Annotated in this window: 18 protein-coding genes; 16 read left to right on the top strand and 2 right to left on the bottom strand. The window is 43.0% G+C overall.

Annotated features, from left to right (window positions below; translation table 11 throughout):
- The first annotated feature begins 203 nt into the window (after window positions 1-203).
- The 7 genes from aspS to yidC all read left to right on the top strand — a co-directional run bounded on the left by aspS (window position 204) and on the right by yidC (window position 9,994).
- Window positions 204-1,949 (top strand): aspartate--tRNA ligase, encoded by a 1,746-nt coding sequence (gene aspS / locus M8998_RS14400; RefSeq protein ID WP_249993994.1) that lies wholly within the window; start codon window positions 204-206, stop codon window positions 1,947-1,949.
- A gap of 118 nt (window positions 1,950-2,067) precedes the next feature.
- Window positions 2,068-3,510, top strand: a complete 1,443-nt coding sequence (locus M8998_RS14395) for an LUD domain-containing protein (protein ID WP_249993992.1) — start codon at window positions 2,068-2,070, stop codon at window positions 3,508-3,510.
- A gap of 36 nt (window positions 3,511-3,546) precedes the next feature.
- A complete protein-coding gene (locus M8998_RS14390) occupies window positions 3,547-4,170 on the top strand; it encodes a 7-carboxy-7-deazaguanine synthase QueE (protein ID WP_249993989.1) in 624 nt (207 codons plus the stop codon).
- An 81-nt stretch (window positions 4,171-4,251) separates the two neighbouring features.
- A complete protein-coding gene (locus tag M8998_RS14385; protein WP_249993987.1) occupies window positions 4,252-5,340 on the top strand; it encodes a carbohydrate-binding family 9-like protein in 1,089 nt (362 codons plus the stop codon).
- On the top strand, window positions 5,333-6,400 hold the full coding sequence (locus tag M8998_RS14380) for a family 10 glycosylhydrolase (protein WP_249993985.1): 1,068 nt from the start codon (window positions 5,333-5,335) through the stop codon (window positions 6,398-6,400). Before M8998_RS14385 ends, M8998_RS14380 begins: the two co-directional genes overlap by 8 nt.
- A gap of 143 nt (window positions 6,401-6,543) precedes the next feature.
- Window positions 6,544-8,160, top strand: coding sequence for a CTP synthase (pyrG, locus tag M8998_RS14375; protein ID WP_249993983.1), 1,617 nt, complete (start codon window positions 6,544-6,546; stop codon window positions 8,158-8,160).
- A gap of 28 nt (window positions 8,161-8,188) precedes the next feature.
- A complete protein-coding gene (yidC, locus tag M8998_RS14370) occupies window positions 8,189-9,994 on the top strand; it encodes a membrane protein insertase YidC (protein WP_249993981.1) in 1,806 nt (601 codons plus the stop codon).
- Between the two features lie 79 nt (window positions 9,995-10,073).
- Here yidC and M8998_RS14365 read toward each other — a convergent pair whose 3' ends face one another.
- Window positions 10,074-11,423, bottom strand: a complete 1,350-nt coding sequence (locus M8998_RS14365; RefSeq protein WP_249993979.1) for an acyl-CoA dehydrogenase family protein — start codon at window positions 11,421-11,423, stop codon at window positions 10,074-10,076.
- 231 nt (window positions 11,424-11,654) lie between these two features.
- Between M8998_RS14365 and M8998_RS14360 the strand changes: the two genes are divergently transcribed.
- From M8998_RS14360 to M8998_RS14345, 4 genes are all read left to right on the top strand, one after another.
- Complete coding sequence (locus tag M8998_RS14360; RefSeq protein ID WP_249993978.1) at window positions 11,655-11,849, top strand: hypothetical protein; 195 nt, start codon at window positions 11,655-11,657, stop codon at window positions 11,847-11,849.
- A 124-nt stretch (window positions 11,850-11,973) separates the two neighbouring features.
- Window positions 11,974-13,338 (top strand): adenylosuccinate lyase, encoded by a 1,365-nt coding sequence (gene purB / locus M8998_RS14355; protein ID WP_249993977.1) that lies wholly within the window; start codon window positions 11,974-11,976, stop codon window positions 13,336-13,338.
- A 60-nt stretch (window positions 13,339-13,398) separates the two neighbouring features.
- Window positions 13,399-13,953 (top strand): NifU family protein, encoded by a 555-nt coding sequence (locus M8998_RS14350; RefSeq protein WP_249993976.1) that lies wholly within the window; start codon window positions 13,399-13,401, stop codon window positions 13,951-13,953.
- Window positions 13,954-14,097: 144 nt separating this feature from the next.
- Entirely contained in the window at window positions 14,098-15,153 is a 1,056-nt protein-coding gene (locus tag M8998_RS14345; protein WP_249993975.1) for a formylglycine-generating enzyme family protein, read from the top strand.
- Between the two features lie 57 nt (window positions 15,154-15,210).
- Here M8998_RS14345 and M8998_RS14340 read toward each other — a convergent pair whose 3' ends face one another.
- A complete protein-coding gene (locus M8998_RS14340) occupies window positions 15,211-16,026 on the bottom strand; it encodes a hypothetical protein (RefSeq protein WP_249993974.1) in 816 nt (271 codons plus the stop codon).
- Between the two features lie 166 nt (window positions 16,027-16,192).
- Between M8998_RS14340 and M8998_RS14335 the strand changes: the two genes are divergently transcribed.
- Genes M8998_RS14335 through M8998_RS14315 form a run of 5 tightly spaced genes read left to right on the top strand, consistent with a single transcriptional unit; the run spans window position 16,193 to window position 19,825 of the window.
- A complete protein-coding gene (locus M8998_RS14335) occupies window positions 16,193-17,041 on the top strand; it encodes a transketolase (RefSeq protein ID WP_249993973.1) in 849 nt (282 codons plus the stop codon).
- Window positions 17,042-17,098: 57 nt separating this feature from the next.
- The gene (locus tag M8998_RS14330) at window positions 17,099-18,052 is read left to right on the top strand and encodes a transketolase family protein (RefSeq protein WP_249993972.1); all 954 of its coding nucleotides are present in this window, start codon (window positions 17,099-17,101) and stop codon (window positions 18,050-18,052) included.
- A gap of 3 nt (window positions 18,053-18,055) precedes the next feature.
- Window positions 18,056-18,601, top strand: coding sequence for an RNA polymerase sigma factor (locus M8998_RS14325; protein ID WP_249993971.1), 546 nt, complete (start codon window positions 18,056-18,058; stop codon window positions 18,599-18,601).
- 34 nt (window positions 18,602-18,635) lie between these two features.
- Window positions 18,636-19,409 carry a hypothetical protein gene (locus M8998_RS14320; protein ID WP_249993969.1) on the top strand — a complete coding sequence of 258 codons (774 nt, stop codon included), beginning with the start codon at window positions 18,636-18,638 and terminating at the stop codon, window positions 19,407-19,409.
- On the top strand, window positions 19,409-19,825 hold the full coding sequence (locus tag M8998_RS14315) for a hypothetical protein (RefSeq protein WP_249993967.1): 417 nt from the start codon (window positions 19,409-19,411) through the stop codon (window positions 19,823-19,825). The genes M8998_RS14320 and M8998_RS14315 overlap by 1 nt, the downstream gene beginning before the upstream one ends.
- The last annotated feature ends 28 nt before the right edge of the window (window positions 19,826-19,853 follow it).

Below are 19,853 nucleotides of genomic sequence, written 5' to 3'. Positions count from 1 at the left end.
ATTGATATAGTGGTAAATAAAAGGCGATCGACGAAGATCGAAGACAAAACAGTTATAAAAGTGGGAGAAGTGATAGCGAGGTGGGAAATCGTGTCACAAGATTCAATCCTTCCTATCGCCTCGGTCAAATTAAGTTTCGTTTTTGTGTCCAAAAACCGATATTTTTGTCATCAGATTCTGAAATAGATAAATTACAATAGGAAATGCACAGAACACATACTTGCGGCGAACTGCGGTTGTCCGATCTGGGAAAGACCGTCACCTTAAGTGGGTGGGTCCAGAAATCACGTGACTTAGGAGGAATGACATTTATTGATGTACGTGATCGATACGGCATCACACAGCTTGCGTTTGACGTAGACGACGATCAAACCTTGCGTGCAAAGGCATTAAATCTTGGCCGGGAGTACGTGATCAAGGTCACGGGTACGGTGATCGAGCGTTCCAGCAAAAACAACAAGATCGCTACCGGAGAAATTGAAATCAAGGTAACGGATCTGGATGTATTAAACGCTTCTGCCCTACCGCCGTTTACCATCGAAGATGAGACAGACGGCGGAGATGATATACGCATGAAATTCCGTTACCTGGACTTACGTCGTAATCCGGTACGCGAAAACCTGATCTTGCGCCACAAGATGTCGCAAGAGATTCGCCGGTATTTGGACGAACAGAATTTCTTGGAAGTAGAAACACCGGTATTGATTAAGTCAACACCAGAAGGTGCGCGTGATTTTGTAGTTCCTTCTCGCATGAATCCGGGAGAATTCTATGCGCTTCCGCAATCACCGCAAACCTTTAAGCAACTGCTGATGGTTTCTGGTTTCGACCGTTATTTTCAAATTGTAAAATGCTTTCGCGATGAGGATTTGCGCGCCGACAGACAGCCCGAGTTTACGCAGATCGACTGCGAAATGGCCTTTGTAGAGCAAGAAGATATCTTAACTATGTTTGAAGGACTGACCAAACATTTGTTCAAAACAGTGAAAGGTGTAGACCTGGGCGAAGTACCCCGCATGACTTATGATGACGCCATGCGTTTGTATGGGTCGGACAAACCAGACACGCGCTTTGGCATGCAGTTCGTAGAACTGAATGATGTGGTAAAAGGTCATGATTTTCCAGTATTCGAGCAGGCGGAGTTGGTTGTTGGCATTAATGCCAAGGATTGTGCAGGTTACACGAGAAAACAACTGGACGCGCTTACGGATTTTGTAAAAAGACCGCAAGTTGGTGCTACAGGAATTGTGTATGCTCGTCATAACGCCGATGGAAGCATTAAATCTTCGGTGGATAAATTCTACGATGCTACTGCATTGGAGGCTTGGTCGCAAGCATTCCAAAGTGAGCCGGGTGATCTTTTATTGATCATGGCTGGCTCGAAAGATAAAGTGCGCAAGCAACTGAATGATTTACGTTTAGAGTTGGCGGGACAATTAGGCCTGCGCGACAAAAACACATTCTCCCCACTATGGGTGATCGATTTCCCATTATTGGAATGGGATGAAGATTCGAAACGCTATCATGCGATGCACCATCCTTTTACGTCTCCAAAACCAGAGGATATCCACTTATTGGAATCCAACCCTGGGGATGTTCGGGCAAATGCCTACGATTTGGTCATTAACGGTGTAGAAGTGGGTGGAGGATCTATCCGTATTCACGATCGCAACCTACAGTCTACTATGTTTAAGCATCTTGGTTTCTCGCCTGAAGAAGCGGAAAAACAATTCGGTTTCTTAATGGAGGCATTTACTTATGGTGCGCCGCCGCATGGTGGACTTGCTTTTGGATTAGATCGACTAGTATCCATCTTTGCTGGTCTAGACAGCATTCGTGACGTGATTGCGTTTCCTAAAAACAACAGCGGTCGCGACGTGATGATTGATGCTCCTTCAGCGATTGCTACGGCACAATTAGAAGAGCTTACATTACAAGTTAAAGCGTAATTTCATATTCCAAAGCGGTACGTTTTTCGAACGATAAACCACTCAGGAATTCTACTTAGTAAAAGTTGGCAAGATGATTGCCAACTTTTACTATAAATAATAAGCCATCAAATTCACTATGCCGAACACGAAGGAAGAGCAATTTAGGAAAGCTTGCGAGGCAAGAGCTTTGGATACGCAGGGCAATGTAATCTTGCAAGCACACTTGGAAAATTACCGCCAGGCCTTCCAAAATTTATCTCCTCGTTTTCAGAATCTTCAGAATGCGAAAAAAAAGGCACATTTAATAAAATGGAAAGCGATTGAAAATATGGATCGCTACCTATTGGATTTTGAAACCAACTTCACTAGAGCGGGTGGAAGGGTGATTTGGGCAAACACGGCTTCAGAAGCTTTAGAAGAGTTGGACAAGCTGTTAGCCAGCTATCAACCTAGTCATATAGCGACCAATCACGCGATGATTCACGAAGAAATTGGTCTTCCGAAATACCTTTCGGAATCTAAATATCGGGCGGATGAGGCTGATTTCGGCCGTTATCTCGCGCAACTGAATGGTGCGCAACCAAGTCATGTAATACAACCGGCGATTGCGTTAAGTGAAGATAAGGCAAAGCAGCTATGGGACGCGAAGCATCCTGAAGCCATACCAACAGAAAGCTCCGAAACGGAAGAAAAACACGAAGATGAAGAAGAATTAGTAACAGAGGGATCTATAGCTCGCATGTTGCGAGGTTTTCGCAAGATCCAGCGGGAGCGCGCAAAATCTACCGATGTGATCCTATCGGGCGCATCGTATTTATTAGCGGATACAGGCAGTGTAGTCATCAGCGAAAATGAAGGGAATAATCGACTTCATGATGCTTTTGCCACCTATCATATTGTATTGGCTGGTATTGATAAGATCCTGCCTTCTATACACGATTTAGATTTATTTTTGCCGCTAGGCTCTTTGCACGATCAGGGACAGAAACTGCAACGACATCAGACTTTGTTAAGCGGACCGCAACGCGGCCGTGAAACGGATGGTCCCAACCAGATGGTATTGATTCTGGTAGACAATGGACGATCTGACTTGTTATCCCTAACGGAGCAACGTCAGGCACTTTATTGGATGGAATGTGGCGCGAGCACCAACGCTTGTGCTATGTATGAAACACTTGGAGGTGAAGCGTATCAAAATACGTATCCCGGTCCGATGGGCGCTGTTTTCACGCCGCACTTACAACCAGCGGAATCCGACCAGTATCTGCAGCATGCGGCCAGTTTCAAAGGAACGGAGCACGCTAGTCCTCTAAACATTGACATTGATCGGCTGCTGTTAAAGAACCGACACGATCGCGTCAGCAACTCGGCAAAGCCCCTCCCTGAATCCAGCAAATGGACATGGTATACCAAGCTGGTAAAAAACAGAAAATATGTGGATCTCATCGGCAAAGGAATAAAAAATATACTCATCAAGTTTCTCTTCAAGAAATCATGGGGAGAACAGCGTGCATTGCCGCGTATACCCGATAAATCCTTCTCCGCGCAATGGCGTTCCAAAGCTAAGGATACTGATTAAAAATTCCTTACCTTTGCCTTCTCTAATAAAAATCGCATGTCACGACAAGTTCCAGAAGACGGCACTCAACTTCCATTAATGGAAGAATTTTATACCATTCAAGGCGAGGGATACCACACGGGTAAGGCCGCTTATTTCATTCGCCTGGGTGGTTGCGATGTGGGTTGTCATTGGTGTGATGTCAAAGAAAGTTGGGATGCGAGCCTCCACCCCCTCACTTCTGTAAATACTATCGTAGAACATGCCAATCAACATCCGGCAAAGACGGTTGTAGTAACGGGCGGCGAACCATTGATCTATAACTTGGATCCGTTAACAAAAAGCTTGCAGGAGCATGGTATCCGTACTTTTATGGAAACTTCTGGTGCTTATCCGCTCAGTGGTCAATGGGACTGGATTTGTTTATCTCCCAAGAAATTCAAAGCTCCCAGAAAAGATGTTCTTGACGCGGCAGGAGAGTTGAAAGTGATTGTATTTAACAAAAGTGACTTTCAATGGGCAGAAGAGCATGCTGCCCAAGTAGGTCCGTCATGCAAATTGTACTTGCAACCCGAATGGTCTAAGGCAGCAGAGATGACGCCCTTGATTATCGACTATGTGATGAACAATCCAAAATGGGAGATTTCGTTGCAAACGCACAAATACCTCAACATTCCTTAGCCACCGCTCGCGCATCCATCACGTTTATGTTACATAGTTGATCCGATTTTTTCCTTATTATTGAGGTTGATTTCTTTTCCTATGAATTTGCTAAAACGTTTTTTTCCTTGCCTTATTTGCGTGACTGCTGTACATGCACAATCTTCCATCGATGAGGTGGAACGGTTACAATCCACTCCATTAGTTTATCAGGTTCAAAAAATTGATGGTGCTATAGCGATTGATGGTCGTGATTCGGAGGTCCAATGGTCTGGAATTCCGTGGTCGACTGCATTCATCGATATCGAAGGAGCAGATAAACCAGCTCCCGCCTACAACACCAAATTCAAGATGATGTATGACGATGCACATCTTTATATTTATGCCAAATTAGAGGAACCGCATGTTTGGGGGAATATTACAAAGTATGATGATATTATCTACCACAACAATGATTTTGAAGTATTTATAAAGCCCGATATTCACCATGATCATTATTATGAACTCGAGGTGAATGCACTAAATACCATATTTGACCTGGCCATGGTAAAACCCTATCGTTATGGCGGCAAAGCATTGATACATTGGGATATGAAAGGATTGAAAAGTGCAGTACATACCGAAGGAACTTTGAATGATTCTAGCGACGAGGATCAATTCTGGAGCATCGAGATGGCAATTCCATTCTCTGCGCTACATAGCTTTGGATCGGGAAACACTCCTTCCCTATCTTCTTATTGGCTATTTAATTTTTCCCGGGTGCAATGGCAACACAGCGTGGTAGCGGATACGTATGAGCGAAAGTCGGAAAACGGCAAAGTACTCCCGGAAGACAATTGGGTGTGGTCGCCTATCGGACTGGTAAACATGCATTATCCGGAAAGATGGGGATATATCCAGTTTGTGGACACCTTGGGTAATGCGGCATTGCCATCCTCCCATGAGATAAAAAAATTAGGGTGGAACATTCATTATTTGCAACAAATACATAACCGCGAAAAGCGCGGCTATGCTTCACAGATAGACCAACTCCCCGGGTATGCACAGTACATAGCGCCTTCGTTGGATCAATTCACGTTAACCTATGATCTAGCCGCCGATCAAGCGGGGTATGCCCTTCGCATTAACGATTTGAAAAATAATGCTATCTTTCGGATAGATCACCTCGGAAATAATACCTACTATGAATAAACGCGATTTCATCAAGACCTCTTTGCTCGGTTTCGCCGGACTGCAATTGCCTTCTATTTCTCTTGCAGAAAGCACGACGCCACTATCTTTCGATTATTGGATGTGGGTACGCCCCAATGCAAAAGACAGTGATGCCATTTTAAAAAAACGGTACACCTCCTACCGGGAAGCCGGAGTACGCGGATTGCTGTTTGAGGACTACAGTGTTCGGCATTTTCAAATGGCAAAGAGCATCGGTCTGGAAACCCATCGCTGGATGTGGACGATGAACCGTGGTGAGCAAGATCTATTAAGCCAACATCCGGAATACTATGCAGTAAGCCGCTCTGGAAAATCCTGCGCAGATCAACCTCCTTATGTCAATTATTACCGCTTCTTATGTCCATCTCACCCAGATGTACCAAAGTATCTGGAAGAAAAGGCTCGGGAGCAATTAGAAAAGGAAGATATTGATGGTTTGCATTTAGATTACATTCGCTATCCAGATGTGGTACTGCCGGTCAATCTATGGCAAAATTACGACATCGATCAATCCACCGAGCTGGCCGATTACGATTTTTGCTACAGCCCATTTACTAAAGCTGCCTATCTTAAGGAAACGGGCATCGACATAGACAAGGTAGCAAGACCGGAGCAAAGCCCCTCGTGGCGCGCCTTTCGTTATGAGCAGATCAATCGCGTCGTCAACCGCATCGCCAAAGTCGCCAAAGAATACCAGAAACCGCTTACGGCTGCCGTGTTCCCGACACCGGATTTGGCGCGCCGCATCGTACGGCAAGATTGGGCAAACTGGGATTTAGATGGGGTATTTCCAATGATCTATCATGGTTTCTATCAGGAGCCAGTGGAATGGGTGGGCCAAGCCGTAAAAGAAGGGGTGCAGACACTGAACAAAAAATTCCCTTTATATGCAGGTCTTTATTTACCAGACTTTAAAGACAGCGAGGAACTCAAAAAGGGAATCGAGCTGGCCAAGAAAAATGGAGCTGCCGGTGTATCCCTCTTTGGAGAGCAGGAATTTGACGCGGAAACGATCCGTCTGCTGCGCTCCCTGAGATAACTTCCTGATGCCCACCCGTTGGGTGGGTATATTCATTTTTAGCCGTAAAGCACAAAAAAAATACTATCTTTGTACCCCGTACAAAAGACAGATTTTCCATTGCTTTTAAGGGATGGATTATCGCTCAAAACCCTTCAATTACTATGAGTAAATACATCTTTGTTACGGGCGGCGTAACTTCGTCATTGGGAAAAGGCATTATTGCAGCTTCTCTGGCAAAACTTCTCCAAGCACGCGGACTCAAAGTTACCATCCAAAAATTTGACCCATACATCAATATCGATCCAGGAACCTTAAATCCTTACGAACATGGCGAATGTTTCGTAACGGAAGACGGTGCAGAGACCGACTTAGATTTGGGCCACTACGAGCGGTTTTTGAATGTACCCACTTCACAGGCTAATAATGTAACAACCGGACGTATTTACCAACATGTAATCCAACAAGAGCGTGCTGGTGCGTACTTAGGAAAAACAGTACAGGTAGTACCACATATCACCGACGAGATTAAGCGCCGGATGCAACTATTAGGTGATTCGGGCGAATACGATATCATCATCACCGAATTAGGTGGTACAGTGGGCGATATTGAGTCGCTTCCATTCATTGAGGCAGTTAGACAGTTGCGTTGGGAATTAGGTAATAATGATTCTTTGGTGATTCATTTGACGTTGATCCCTTACTTGGCGGCAGCAGGTGAATTGAAAACCAAACCGACACAACATTCGGTAAAAACATTACTGGAATATGGTATACAGCCAGACATCCTGGTTTGCCGTACCGAACATAAACTGACACAGGATATCCGTAAAAAATTGGCGTTGTTTTGCAACGTAAATATCAACGCGGTGGTGGAATCTATCGATGCTTCGACCATCTACGATGTACCTTTATTGATGTTGAAGGAGCAGTTGGACAAAACGGTGCTGACCAAATTAAAATTGTCGACCAAAGTAGAACCCAATTTAGAAAACTGGAAGACATTTTTAGGTAAATTAAAAAATCCGACGAATGAAGTCAACATCGGCTTGGTGGGGAAATACATTGAGTTGCCTGATGCATACAAATCCATTGCGGAAGCGTTTATCCATGCAGGCTCTGCCAATGAAACGAAAGTAAAAGTAAAATCCATTGCCGCAGAAAGCATCAATGAGGAGAATGTGGCAGATAAGCTAAAAGGATTAGACGGTATACTTGTAGCACCAGGCTTTGGCGCGCGCGGGTTGGAAGGAAAGCTAGTTGCGATCAAATACGTTCGCGAGCAACGTATTCCTTTCTTCGGTATCTGTTTAGGAATGCAATGCTCGGTCATTGAATTTGCTCGGAATGTGCTGTCATTAAAAGATGCGAACAGTTTTGAGATGGATGAGAGCACCAAACATCCGGTCATCAACTTGATGGAAGAGCAAAAAACGATCAAAAATATGGGTGGTACCATGCGATTAGGTGCATATGACTGTGATCTACGTAAGGGGACAAAAGCGCATGCGATCTATGGTAAATCCAAGATCACGGAACGCCACCGCCATCGCTATGAATTCAACAACGACTACCTCGCCCAATTCGAGGAAGCTGGGATGATTGCTTCTGGTAAGAATCCAGAAACCGGCTTAGTGGAAATCGTGGAGCTAAAGGATCATCCTTTTTATGTAGCCGGACAATTTCACCCGGAATTAAAATCAACAGTAGCAAATCCTCACCCACTTTTTGTTAGTTTTGTAGCCGCTGCGTTGACACATAAGAAAACAGCGAGCAAATAACCTTTAAAAAGAGAGAAAATAAGTAAAAATGGATAGAAATAATATTATCGGGCTGATCCTGATATTTGCCATCTTCGCAGGTTCTTTTTACCTCATGAAACCTTCAGAGCAGGAGATTAATGCAGAAAAGGCTCGTCAAGATTCTACCGAGCGAGTAAAACAAGGATTAGCTCCAGTGAAGGATTCTTTACAAACTATTGTAGAATCTAACGAAGTAGATTCAGCCAGATTAAATGAACCATTTGGCTCTAGTAGTTTTGGTAGCGAAGAATTGATTAAATTGGAAAATGAGAAAATCATTGCTCATATTTCCAGCAAAGGGGGTCGCATAAAATCTGTTGAACTGAAAGGTCAGCAAAATTTTGATGGCAGTCCGTTGATTTTATTTAGCGGAGATCACAACAGCTTCGGATTGGAATTTAATGTCCCAGGAAAAGCGGTGAATACCAATGAATTGTATTTTAGTTCGCAGGGTGGCAACGACGGTGCACTCACCATGCGCCTCAATTATTCTGACGCGCAATACATCGATTATATTTATACCTTAGAAAGCGACAGCTACAACGTGGGCTTGGCTATCGAAACAAAAGGTATTCATAATACCATTGATGTTAAGTCAAAAAGCATTTTTCTGAATTGGGAAACGATCCTTACGCAAAAGGAAAAGAACATTTCTTCGGAAAGAGACAAATCGTCTATCTACTACCGTGATACAGAAGGTAATATCGATCATTTATCGGAGAGCAAGGATGATGAAGAGACCGTAGAAGAAAAGGTGAACTGGATTGCCTTCAAGCAGCACTATTTCTCCAACATCCTTTCGAGCAAAGAAGGTTTCGACAACGTCGAATTGACGGTTCGCGGTGGTACTAGCGATAGCATTGTGAAGTTTTACAAAGCGAAAACAGAACTAGTCAATAATGGCAGAGATGAACGCTATAATTTAAACTTCTTCTTTGGGCCAAATCAGTATAACACCCTAAAGGCCGAAGGAAATGATTACAACAAGATTATCAATATGGGCTGGGGCCCAATCAGTTGGATCAACCGTTTTATTACGGTTCCAATCTTTGACTTCTTGGATGGATTCGCCTTGTCTTACGGTATCGTGATCCTAATATTGACCGTGTTGCTGAAAGGTGCTATGTTCCCTCTCACCTACAAGTCATACCTGTCGATGGCTAAAATGCGGGTATTGAAACCACAATTGGATGAGATCAAAGCGAAAGTCGGCGAAGATAATCCGATGCTTTTGCAGCAGGAGCAGATGAAGCTATACAAACAGGCTGGCGTTAATCCATTGGGAGGCTGTCTTCCTTTGGTGCTGCAAATGCCGTTTACATTAGCCTTCTTTTTCTTCTTCCCTAACTTATTTGAGTTGCGAGGAGAATCCTTCATGTGGGTAAAAGATTTGTCTACATACGATTCGCCTATCTCTTTTGCACCAATCATCTTCGGTATTGACCACATTTCCTTGATGTGTGTATTGATGACCATCACCACTTTGTTGACCACTTGGTATAACAATACGACATCGGGTGCGGGTGCTGTAGGACAGATGAAATATATTGGCTATATCATGCCATTGATGTTCTTCTTCCTATTAAATAACTTCCCTGCGGGATTGAACTATTATTATTTCTTGGCAGCGGTATTTACCTTCTTAACTCAGGTCATTATTCGTCAATTCATTGATGATGATAAGATCTTGGCAAAAATTGAAGCTTTCAAGAAGAAGCCACAGGCTGAAAAGAAAACATCTACCTTCCAAAAACGTATGGAAGATATGATGCGTCAGCAACAAACTGCGCAGAATCAGAAAAAGAACAAATAATACCACTACTTGGTTACCATAAAAAAGGGCTGAACATATCGATGTTCAGCCCTTTTTTATGACCACTAATGCTTCTTTACTACACAAAGGCGCTGAATCCAGTAATACTTCTTCCTACAATCAACGAGTTAATCTCCTTGGTACCTTCGTAAGAATAGATGGCTTCAGCATCTGCCAGGAAGCGCGCCACATTGTATTCCAACAAAATGCCATTACCTCCCATCACTTCGCGAGCGCGCGATACGATATCGCGTGTGCGAAGCGTACAAAACACCTTGGCTAAGGAAGCATGTTCATCCTTGAGTGTCCCTTCGTCTTGCATTTCGGATAAGCGAAATACCAACGTCTGCATAGCCGTCAGATTGGAGAGCATCTCTACCAAATGATTTTGGATAAGCTGGAAAGAAGCAATTGGCTTTCCAAATTGCTCACGCTTCAATGTATATTCTAATGCGTTCTCATACGCACCGCGCGCACACCCTACGGCCATCCAGGCTACGCCCGCACGTGTCATTTGCAGCACCTTTGCCGTATCTCGGAAGCTGTTTGCATTTTGCAAACGATCCGATTCCGGCACGATACAATCGGTCATGGTAATCAAACCGTTCTGTACGATACGTAATGCCATTTTTCCTTTAATTTTCTCCACAGAAAACCCCGGATTTTCTTTCCGTACTATAAAACCTTTAACCTGACTATCATCTAAATCTCGTGCCCATATGATGGTAATATCAGAGAAAGTAGCATTACCAATCCATTTCTTTTGGCCGTTAAGCACCCATCCGTCCGCCGTTTTTTTACACGTAGTGGTTAATCCACCTGCGGTACCAGATCCTACTTCAGGTTCGGTCAGTCCAAATGCTCCAATCTTCTTCAACTGTTGCATTTGCGGTAGCCACTCTTGCTTTTGCTCCTCGGATCCACATAAATAAATGGAACCCATAGCCAAACCGCTTTGAACGCCCAAGAATGTAGCAATAGAAGGATCAATACGACCAAATTCGCTGGCTATGATACCATCCATCAAGGATGATCCACCCGCACAGCCATAGCCGTCGTATACATAACCACAGATATTTAGCTCTGCGAGCTTAGGAATAATCTCGAAAGGAAAATCATCGTGTAACCAATAATTATTGACAATAGGCTTAATCTCTGCTTCCAAGAAAGCGCGTACTTTCATCTTCAAAGCGTGATCTTCGGCAGATAATTTTTGTTCTACGCCGTAAAAGTCAGCATTGATGGGAGGAGATTCCTTCTTCTTTTTAGAACCCGTGAGCATCTTCATGGCCATCTGCAGCTGCTTTTCATCCATTTTGGATACCGCGCCGATTACCTCGCCTAAGTCTACTTTTTTAGAAAGCTTCTCCAGTTCGTTGAAGTCGATGGACTTCGCGAACTTCATCATATTTTTAATCTTACTAATCATCCGGAAACACTTTTGTACGGTATAACAACAATTCGAAACAGAAATAGTTTTAGCAAGTAAAATGATGATTTTTTGAAATTAAAGCGATATTTAAAATATTTATAACACTCATAATAAAGCCATTACATAAATATTAAAAATAAAATATAATTAGAGGGTTACCTAAATGTGGTGCGGGGTATTAAGGATTAAATAAACAAATTTGTTTTAATTAAATAGAAAACTAGTAAAATGAAAAACTTATTCAAATTCGGATTTTTAGGTCTAGCGTTAACAGTAGGATTCACAGCTTGTAACAACTCTGCTGAGAAAACTGAAGAAACTGCTGACACTACTTTGTTGATCGAAGAGAACGTTGAGTTGGATACTACTGCTGTAGTTACTGACACTACTGTTACTACTGATACTATCGAGAACGTTCAATAATCCGAACTAAAAACGGAAATACTGCAAAGGCCCATTTATGGGCCTTTGTTGTTTTCATAACCTTAAATAGTGTTTGTTGAACTAGGGGCAATTTTGTATTTTTGAGTCCCAAATAAAGTTTATCATGACATTATCTCCATTAACTGCTGTCACTCCTATCGATGGCAGGTATTACCATACTACAAACGAGCTTTCTGCCTACTTTTCCGAATTTGCGTTGATCAAATATCGTGTATTGGTTGAAGTAGAGTATTTTATTGCCCTGAGTACATCAGGCATTCCACAGATGGCACATCTGGATGGCAGCCTGAACAACAAGTTGCGTGAAATATACCAGAACTTCAGTTTGGAAGACGCGCAATGGATTAAAGACACGGAGAAGGTGACTAACCATGACGTAAAAGCCGTGGAATATTTCCTAAAACATCAATTCGAATTGTTAGGCTTGCACGATTCGTTGGAATTCATCCATTTCGGACTTACCTCTCAAGACATCAATAACACGGCGATTCCATACTCGTGGAAAGCGGCCTTGGAAGCAGTTTACCTACCAACCGTACAGGAGTTAGTGAATGAATTGAAAGATCTAGCTTCCCAATGGCGAGACATTCCTATGTTGGCGCGCACGCATGGGCAGCCCGCCTCTCCGACGACGTTGGGTAAAGAAATTTTTGTATTTGTCGAGCGCTTAGAAAAGCAATTGGAATTGCTGGCACAAGTACCGCATGCGGCAAAATTTGGCGGTGCTACTGGCAATTTCAATGCACATACAGTGGCTTATCCAACGCAAGACTGGGTAGCATTTGGAAACCAGTTCGTGCAGGAAAATCTGGGACTAACTCGCTCGCAGACCACTACCCAGATTGAGCACTATGATAATTTTGCAGCGAGTTGCGATGCCCTGAAACGCATCAATAATATATTGATCGATTTGTGTAGAGATGTGTGGTCATACATTTCTATCGATTATTTCAAACAAAAAATCACCGCCGGACAGATCGGCTCATCGGCCATGCCACATAAGGTAAATCCTATTGATTTTGAAAATGCAGAAGGCAACTTGGGCATTGCTAATGCAATTTTCGAGCATTTGGCAGCCAAATTACCGATATCTAGGTTACAGCGCGATCTTACGGATTCTACCGTACTCCGCAATATCGGCGTACCATTTGGGCATACCTTGATTGCTTTCAAATCTACTTTACGCGGATTGCGTAAACTGATCCTGAATCAAGATGCTTTAGCGAAAGATCTGGAAAATAACTGGGCGGTAGTGGCTGAGGCCATTCAAACGATTCTTCGTAGAGAAGGTTATCCGAAGCCATACGAGGCATTAAAAGATCTTACGCGGACAAATACGCATATAACACAAGATACTATTGCCGAATTTGTCACTAATTTGAACATTTCGGAAGACGTAAAACAGGAACTGATCGCTATATCGCCGAGCAATTATATCGGTGTGAAAGTCGCAGGTTTTACGGATTAATGACGTGTGTAAAAGTTGCATCACGTATATTTGTAAAAGTTATACCCATTTGAAATTACCATGGCTACGATAAACGTATATACAGAAACAACACCAAATCCTGCTACCATGAAGTTTTTGGTCAATAAGTTATTGATCAATGGAAGTGTGGATTTCCCGGATCAGGAGAAAGCGCAGGCATCTCCTTTTGCTAGAGAACTTTTTAAGTTCAACTTCGTGAACGGCGTGTTTTTCGCGAGCAATTTTGTCACTGTCACCAAGACAGATGACGCCGATTGGAGCGACATTGAAAGCTTATTGAAAGAGTTTGTAAAAGGTGCCGTAGAGTCAGAGTTGAAGGTACAAGAAGTCGTTGCGGATGAGAACGTATCTTTCGAGGGAACCGAAACGGAGGTCAAAATTCAACAAGTCTTGCACGACTATGTACGCCCTGCGGTGGAGCAAGATGGTGGAGCGATAGCCTATAAATCTTTTGATAACGGCATTGTCACGGTGGAGCTTCGCGGTTCTTGTAGCGGTTGTCCGTCTTCCACAATTACGCTGAAAGCCGGTATCGAAGGTCTATTAAAAAGAATGGTGCCTGATGTAGAAGAAGTGGTGGCAGAAGCCATGTAATATCAAATACCTTATCGACATTGTAATGCGAAACAAAGAAAGGCACGATCCAAATTGGATCGTGCCTTTCTTTGCTGTAGAAGGAATACGGCTAAAAAAACATATTGTAAAATAATATATAGATTTACAGTTGATCGTATAAGAATGAATAAAAAGACCACGGCACTATTACTAACCTTTTTTTGCATACTGACTGCAATATATGCACAAGAACTGCCGGTTTGCTGTAGTGAGAATTTGGTCTCCCGATCCTCCTTTACAGTCAAGCAACACGTGTCGACACCAACAGTATCGGTGGACAAAGATCGTGTTGACATGATCCTGATAGAAGGCGACACATTTTCTATGGGAAATCCCCGTTTTGCTGATGCTGGCGTGATACGCCAAGTAACGCTTTCCTCCTATTGGGTCGATGTATATGCCGTTACCAATGCACAGTTTGCACGTTTTGTGGAAGAGACCAATTATGTTACGGTGGCCGAACGTCCATTATATCCACAAGATTTTCCAGGAGTAGATACCGCATTACTAGTAGTCGGTTCTGCGGTATTTACCACCCCTGATTCGGATACAAACCTTCAAAACTACCTTCAATGGTGGGATTTTGTTCCTGGCGCATCTTGGCGTCATCCTGAAGGCTCGCAAAGCAACATTATTGGTCGGGACAACCACCCAGTAGTACATATCGCCTACGATGACGCGGAAGCTTACGCCAAGTGGGCTGGCAAACGCCTGCCTACAGAAGCCGAGTGGGAATATGCAGCGAAAGGAAATCTAGACTTATCTAGTGAGTTTTATTGGGGAGACGAATTGAAAAAGGATGGCAGTTGGCAAGCCAATATCTTCCAAGGCCAATTTCCTACAAACAACACTCAAGAAGACGGATACATCCAGACCGCACCGGTAGGTTCCTTTCCGGCTAACAGTTTTGGCCTCTATGATATGTCTGGAAATGTTTGGGAATGGTGTTCTGATTATTATTATCCAACCTACGATACCAAAGAATTGATTAACCCGAAGGGTCCCAACTCGTCCTACGATCCACAAGAGCCCCTGGCTGCAAAACGCGTACAACGTGGCGGATCATTTTTGTGCAATGATCAATATTGTGAAGGCTATAAAACTGGGGCAAGAGGTAAGGGCGAAGTAAATAGCACGGCGAATCACATAGGCTTTCGCTGTGTGAGTGACGTAAAATAAACATCCAGACCAATATGGAGAACCGCTAAAAGCAGTGATTAATTGTAGGGTGAAGCACTAATCCATATATTGGGCAAACCAAACGCCTACCTTTTCTTTCACAGGTTTATCCAGCGCCTCATAAACAGGTTGGTATAAGACAAAATCTTCTTTTGAGGTTACCTTGCCATAAAGTACATAAGGCACAATTGGAGACTTCTCATACCTCTGCAAGTAAGCGACTTCCTCGTGTTGCATACGTTCCTTTACACCCTCCATCCATTGCGTTCCCACCTGTGCATTGAGTTGCTTCGATTGCCCATACGCTCCCGACTCATTAGCGGTGTAAAGTTTTTGCCTAATGCTATCTCGCACTACCTTATTGTGTGCATGAAAACGTACACCAATGGCTATAAAATTTTCAAATACACGCGCATTCTCTTGCCTTGCATCAGCACGCAAGGGTAACATTTCTGATTGGGTAAAGAGTTTATATTCCAACTCGTGCTGTTGTAGCTCATTTTCATCAGAAATTTCCACATATTGCTCTCCACTGCTATCTACCCACAGGGCTTTTGATAGATAATATTTCGGCAACTCTTCCATTTGGTACCTTGCTCGCTCTTTCAGCTCACTGGGTCTTAATTGGTATCTATTCCAAATAATTTCGAGCATATAAATCCCTTGTTGAATGGCCGGTATCTCCAAGCGAAAGCTAGATGGAGTAATGGTATCTGAGAACACCTGCTGACCAGACATCAAATTGATTAATCTTACTTCTGCCAGGGAGTCAATTGGCAACTTTCCTTCCACAATTATTTGGTCTCGCTTAGTACAACCGATCAGGCTAAGGGAAACCACGAAAACAAACGCGACAAAAATATTATTAATCATGGGTTAGTATTTGTGTTTTAAAACAAAAGTACAATTATTTGTGTATTCTCCCATCGCGAATAGTTTGCTATAGTGCAATTACACAGCAACTCATTTTAACATTTCATCGGGCGACTAAAACAGAAATTAACTACCTTTAGGCAAATTTGATTAAACCTGATAAATAATGAGTGCAGATATTACTAAGTTAGAACAGATTGCATCCCAAGTAAGGCGCGATATTGTGCGTATGGTTCACTCCTGTCAATCCGGCCATCCGGGTGGGTCTTTAGGTTGTACCGACTATTTCGTTGCTTTATATTTTCATGCCATGAAGCATGATCCTTCATTTAATTTCAATGCTTCGGGAGAGGATTTATTTTTCCTTTCCAATGGGCATATCTCCCCGGTTTTTTACAGTACGCTAGCGCGGGCAGGATATTTTCCGGCTTCGGAATTAGCTACTTTCAGAAAGATCGACTCGCGTTTGCAAGGACATCCCACTACGCATGAGCATCTGCCGGGTATTCGCATTGCATCGGGCTCATTAGGGCAAGGTCTTTCTGTAGCTATTGGCGCAGCCCAAGCAAAAAAGTTAGACAAAGATCCGCAGACGGTATATGTGCTTATGGGTGATGGCGAATTGCAAGAAGGGCAAATCTGGGAAGCTGCTATGTATGCTGCACACAACAAAATGGATAATGTCATTGCGGCGGTGGATTATAACGGAGCACAGATTGATGGCGCTACCAAAGATGTATTGAGTTTAGGAGATCTTCGCGCTAAATGGGAAGCTTTTGGTTGGGATGTCTTAGACATTTTAAAAGGAAACGACATGGCGTCGATCTTAGAAGGATTAGATGATGCGAAATCACGTTCGCGCAAAGGTAAACCAGTCATGATTTTATTGCACACAGGCATGGGCTACGGTGTAGATTTTATGATGGGATCGCACAAATGGCATGGTGTGGCACCTAATGACGAGCAATTAGCCTCGGCATTGGCGCAAAATCCAGAAACCTTAGGGGATTACTAGTCGATTCAGCTTGATATCGATCGGATAACAAAACAAATTCAGAACAGCTAAGAAGACATGAAAAAATACACATATACAGAATCAAAGGATACGCGTTCGGGCTTCGGCGCAGGCTTATTGGAAGCCGGAAAAAAGAACGAAAACGTAGTGGCATTATGTGCCGACCTGATTGGTTCGTTAAAGATGAATGATTTCATCAAAGAATTTCCAGAACGATTCTTTCAAATCGGTATTGCCGAAGCAAATATGATGGGGATTGCTGCCGGAATGACGATTGGTGATAAAATCCCTTTTACAGGCACTTTTGCCAATTTCTCTACTGGCCGGGTTTACGATCAAATTCGTCAATCCATCGCCTATTCAGACAAAAACGTTAAGATCTGTGCTTCTCATGCCGGATTGACCTTAGGAGAAGACGGTGCCACGCATCAGATTCTGGAAGATATTGGCTTAATGAAGATGTTACCTGGCATGACTGTGATCAATACATGTGACTTCAACCAAACAAAAGCAGCTACATTGGCGTTGGTAGACCATGTAGGACCTACATATCTACGCTTCGGACGACCGGTAGTGCCGAACTTCACTCCTGCTGATCAGGATTTTGTGATTGGTAAAGCGGTTATGCTAAACGAAGGTACAGATGTAACGATCGTTGCCACCGGACATTTAGTGTGGGAGGCTATTCAAGCAGGTGAAGAATTGGAGAAATTGGGTATCTCGGCTGAGATCATCAATATCCACACCATCAAACCGCTGGACGAAGAAGCCATATTGGCATCAGTCTCCAAAACGAGATGTGTAGTTACTGCAGAAGAACACAACAGATTGGGTGGTTTGGGTGATAGTGTTGCACAAGTATTGGCACGCCACTTACCTAGCCCACAAGAATACGTAGCAGTAGATGATAGCTTTGGCGAATCAGGAAAACCAGATGAATTGATGGATAAATATGGCCTGAATGCTGCCGCTATTGTTGCCGCTGTGCGCAAAGTGATAACTCGTAAGTAATATATGGAAGACGCTCTAATAATAGCCAAGTTTGCCAACGAGAGTACGAGAGAAGAAGCCTTCAATCTATTACTCAAGAAATACCAACAGAAAATATACTGGCATGTACGCCGTATGGTCATCGATCACGATGATGCCGACGATGTGGTGCAAGATGTGTTTGTGAAGGTATGGCGCAATTTGGAAAAATTTAGAGAAGACTCTCAACTATATACTTGGCTCTATCGTATAGCTACGAACGAATGTATTACCTTTTTAAATAAGAAGAAGCAGAAACAACATGTCTCATTGGACGAAGAAGATTCCTCCTATCTTTCGAGCACATTAACTGCTTCTTCTTACTTTAACGGAGATGCTGCGCAGATGAAACTGCAGCAAGCATTGCTAAAACTACCCGAGAAGCAGCGCTTGGTATTCAACATGAAATATTTTGAAGATCTGAAATACGAAGAAATCTCCGAAATTGTTGGAACAAGCGTAGGAGCACTTAAAGCTTCTTACCATTTAGCAGTGAAGAAAATAGAACTTTTTTTTCGCTCGAACGATTAAACCTTTTCAAGGCGACTCACTCTATAGTCATATCATGAAGGAAAACAACACATATGAAGATAATCTAGAAGGGGGAAGCCTTCCCGATTTCCGTGATGTAAATCCCTTTTTGGTACCTTCCGATTATTTTGAGGAAGCTGCTGCACACCTTAAAAGGCTTTGCCAGCTACCACAGATGACGGACGATGAGTTGCCGTCTGATAACAGCTTGTCACCGACATATTTCGAAGACCTTACCGCACAAATCAAGCTACGTATTTCTTTAGATGAAATTTTATCGGACAATGAAGAAGCTGGTTTTGATGTACCCGCCGATTATTTCGATGAGTCGCAAGAGGAGATCTTCTCTGCGGTGAAGCTTAATACTCTTTTGGCTAAATCTCCGGAAGATGGTTTTACAGTCGAAAACAACTACTTTGATTCACTAAGTACCCGGATTACGCAGCGTATCGCAACCGTATCTGAAAATGAAGAGAAGACGGCTAAACCGGAAAGAGTTATTTCTATCCAGCGTTGGATGAAATATAGTGCAGCAGCCTGTTTGCTATTTGTACTGTCTATTGGAGCGTATTTCGGATTAAATTCGGAGCAGGCCGTAACTCCTGTAGCACAGCAAGCAATGGCCGAACCATCGTTAGATGCGATTTCCGACGATGAGTTGATTGGATACCTGGCGTTGAACAACGACCATGACCATCTTGATTATTTTGTGGAATATATTTACGACAACGACGAAAACGCCGAAGAGAAGGTCTGTTCGAAGTTAGATGAGCAGGATTTGGAAGCGTACATAAACCAGATGTTATAATGATCCGATTGAATCATATTTTATTGACGATGTGTGCCTTTTGTTGCATGATTACTTTTGCGATTGCTCAAAGTGATGATGCTTACGAAAAGATTGAGAACCAAAAAGTAGCTTATGTTACCAAACATCTTAATCTAACACCATCTGAAGCGCAACGGTTTTTCCCCATCTACAATCAATATAGTAGAAGCATGCGCTCGGTAAAATCGGCGAAATCTAATATGCTATCTAACCAGAATGATCGTAGAAATAGTGATCTGATTGAATTTGATTCAAAGGAGGTAGAGGTAAAAAAACAATATCGGGCAAAGTTCGCTGACGTAATCGGAGCAGCCCGAGCCTCGGAATTTTTCATGGTAGAGCAGGAATTTAAAGATATGCTGTACCGAGAATTACAGAGTCGAAAAAATAGATAGAAAGAAGCTTCAAAGCTTCTTTCTTTGT

Source organism: Sphingobacterium sp. lm-10, from assembly GCF_023554555.1.
Lineage (GTDB): Bacteria > Bacteroidota > Bacteroidia > Sphingobacteriales > Sphingobacteriaceae > Sphingobacterium.
The sequence above is the reverse complement of the archived record's forward strand: the minus strand, read 5'-3'. Positions and strand labels throughout refer to the sequence as shown.